The organism is Apilactobacillus sp., from assembly GCF_025290035.1.
Classification (GTDB): Bacteria; Bacillota; Bacilli; order Lactobacillales; family Lactobacillaceae; genus Apilactobacillus.
In genome coordinates this window covers 1-3167 of sequence record NZ_JAMBKT010000016.1, presented here as the reverse complement: position 1 = coordinate 3167, position 3167 = coordinate 1, and the positions used below count along the sequence as shown (strand labels likewise).

General features: G+C 34.1%; 4 protein-coding genes. All 4 read left to right on the top strand.

Annotation, left to right across the window (positions count from 1 at the left end):
* The first annotated feature begins 350 nt into the window (after window positions 1-350).
* Window positions 351-776: a division/cell wall cluster transcriptional repressor MraZ gene (gene mraZ / locus M3005_RS04665; protein ID WP_293794134.1), complete on the top strand. Its 426-nt coding sequence runs from the start codon at window positions 351-353 to the stop codon at window positions 774-776.
* Window positions 777-794: 18 nt separating this feature from the next.
* The gene (gene rsmH / locus M3005_RS04660; protein WP_293794132.1) at window positions 795-1742 is read left to right on the top strand and encodes a 16S rRNA (cytosine(1402)-N(4))-methyltransferase RsmH; all 948 of its coding nucleotides are present in this window, start codon (window positions 795-797) and stop codon (window positions 1740-1742) included.
* 17 nt (window positions 1743-1759) lie between these two features.
* Window positions 1760-2137, top strand: a complete 378-nt coding sequence (locus tag M3005_RS04655) for a septum formation initiator family protein (RefSeq protein WP_293794130.1) — start codon at window positions 1760-1762, stop codon at window positions 2135-2137.
* 98 nt (window positions 2138-2235) lie between these two features.
* Window positions 2236-3167, top strand: a 932-nt coding sequence (locus M3005_RS04650) for a penicillin-binding transpeptidase domain-containing protein (RefSeq protein WP_293794129.1), incomplete at its 3' end; no start/stop codon positions are given.

Sequence of the window (3167 nt, the reverse complement as noted above, 5' to 3'; positions counted from 1 at the left end):
CCATATATACTGTTAGTTCTATTTATAATTTTGTTAGTATATGGAGTTTATTACGTCTTTAATCGTGATAACGCCAAAGTGGGGATTTTTTACAAAATCGCCTGGAGATTCTCCGTAATTTTCATTTTTGTGGGATGGGCCTCCACAATTATAGTCTGTGCGGCCAAAATCCTTTAATATCAAGAGTTATTGCTATGCAATAGCTCTTTTTTATTGTCTTTTTTTACCGCAATTAATGGTTAAAGTGGTATAAAACGGCAATTTTTGAAATAAATTTGATAATAATGTGGTACATAGTGGTGGATAGTGGTAAAATCAAGATAATATAAATTGGAAGGAGTGAAGTGAGCGTGTTAATGGGTGAATATGAACATTCAATTGATTCAAAGGGACGCTTGATCATTCCTTCCAAAATTAGATCAGAAATTGGTACGACTTTCATCATTACTAGGGGACTAGACGGTTGTTTGTTCGGTTACCCAATGAATGAGTGGAGAAAAGTGGAAGAAAAAATAAACCAACTTCCAGTAAGTAAGAAATCGGCTAGATCTTTCTCACGTTTTCTATTTTCTGCTGCTGATGAAAGTAAGATTGATAGTCAGGGAAGGGTTAACATTCCCGACACACTATTAAGCTATGCCGAAATTGATAAAAAGTGTGTGATTGTGGGAGTTTCTACTCGTATTGAAATTTGGAGCAAAGATAAGTGGGATGAATTCTCTAAGACTGCTGGAGAAGAATTCGACGATATTGCTGAAGACTTAATTGACTTTTAGAAGGAGAGGGGAGTAATTATGACAGAATTTAAACACGAAACAGTATTACTTAAAGAAGCTGTTGAGGGATTAAACATTAATCCTGAAGGTGTATATATTGACTGTACCCTTGGTGGGGGAGGCCATAGTGCTAGAATTCTTTCACAATTGACCACCGGGCATCTTTATTCCTTTGATCAAGATCAAGTCGCGATTGACTATAATCAAGATAATTTAAAGCAATACATAGACGAAGGAAAAGTTTCATTTATCAGAAATAACTTTCGTAATATTAAAGAAGAAATGGCTAACATTGGTATCGACGAAGTTGATGGAATTTTATATGACTTAGGTGTTTCTTCTCCACAATTCGATGATGCTAGCAGAGGATTTAGTTATCAACATGATGCTAGATTGGATATGAGAATGGATCAACGAAATTCATTAGATGCTTGGAAAATTGTGAATGAATGGCCATATGAAAAGCTAGTCAAAATCTTTTTTAGATATGGTGAAGAAAAGTTTTCTAAGCAAGTTGCAAGAGCTATTGAAAGAAACCGAGAATCTCATTCAATAGATACTACTGAAGAACTTGTTGATGTAATTAAAGAGGGGATACCTGCTGCAGTAAGAAGACATGGAGGTCATCCTGCAAAGAAAGTATTCCAAGCATTGAGAATTGCGGTTAACGATGAACTGGGAGCTTTAGAAGAATCATTAGAAAAATCCCTTGATTTAATTGGAGTTAATGGGAGAGTTAGTGTAATTACATTCCAATCATTAGAAGACCGTTTAGTTAAAACGATGTTTAAAGAAAAAACAACAATTGGTGATTTACCAAGTGGATTACCGATTATTCCGGAAGATATGAAACCGGACTATAAATTGGTTAATAAAAAACCAATCCTACCTAGTGATGATGAACTGAGAGAAAATCATCGTTCACATAGTGCAAAATTGAGAGTTATCGAGAGAATTAATAAATAAGAGAGAAGAGTAAGCTGATGGCACAAAATAATCTAGCAAATAACACATATGCGGTACCCGGTTATTATTCTGCTGGGGAACAACAAACATACCAAAATCAAGAAAATGAAATTAATGTAAAATTAGGACTATCAAAGTTTGAAAAAACTGTTGTAATTTTAGGCCTTTCAGTTGTATTCTTTTTAATGATCGCATTGGTTAGTCAAAAAATTGCGCTAAGTAATCAAGCAGCTAATCTACAAGTTACAACCAGTGCACTAACGAAGGTCAAAGATAGCAACAGTATTTTGAAACAAGAAGCAAGTGAATTGCAAAGTGCTAATAGATTGCAAAAAATTGCTAAACAAGCCGGTTTATCTTTGTCTAATAAAAACGTAAGGAATGTTAGCAAATGAGTAAGTTAAATAATCGGGAAATTTTAAAAAAACGCCGAAACAACCGTATTCACTATGGGCAATTTCTACTATTGCTATGTCTAGGCGTTTTTTTGTGTATGGCATTAAGATTTACATATGTATCTGTTTTTAAGACAGTTCGTGGTGTTAATTTAACCCAAATGGCTCAAAGCTTATACACAAAAAGTAATGTTATTTCTGCTAAACGTGGAACTATCTATGATGCAAATGGTCAACCTTTAGCAGAAGATACTAATGTGTATACTATGTATGCAATTTTAAATAAGAAACAAATTGGTCTAAATAACGAACCTTTATATATTACTAATAAGGAAAAAGCTGCCAAAGCTATTTCTAGTGTGCTTCCAATTACTTACAAGGAAGCTTTAAAAGATTTGAACCCAAGTACAAATGCATTCCAAGTTGAATTTGGAAATGCTGGTACCAATATTTCATTAACTCAAAAACAAAAATTAGATTCATACCACATTTCTGGTTTGAATTTCTTACAACAACCATCACGACTATACCCTAATGGGGTCTTTGCTTCTCACTTGATTGGATATGCATCAGCACAATCTGATCCTAAGACATCCAAAGTCAGTTTAACTGGACAAATGGGAATCGAAAAAGTATATAACGAATTACTTACTGGTAAAGATGGATATAAAACCTCTCAAACCGATAACTCAGGGGTACAAATTGAAACAGGTAAAACTGTTGATAAACCCGCTAAAAATGGTGATGATGTTTATACAACATTGGATTACAGATTACAATCATTAATGGAAACAGAAATGACCAATGTTTATAACGAAGTTCATCCAAAGAGTATGAATGCGGTATTAATGAATGCCAAGACAGGTGACATTCTAGCTGCAACTCAAAGACCAACTTTTAATGCTACTACAAAGCAAGGGTTAGATAAAATTTGGCGAAACACTTTAATTCAAGATGCTTACGAACCTGGTTCAACTATGAAGATATTCACAGTTGCTTCTTCAATTAATAGCGGCCATTACAATGGGAA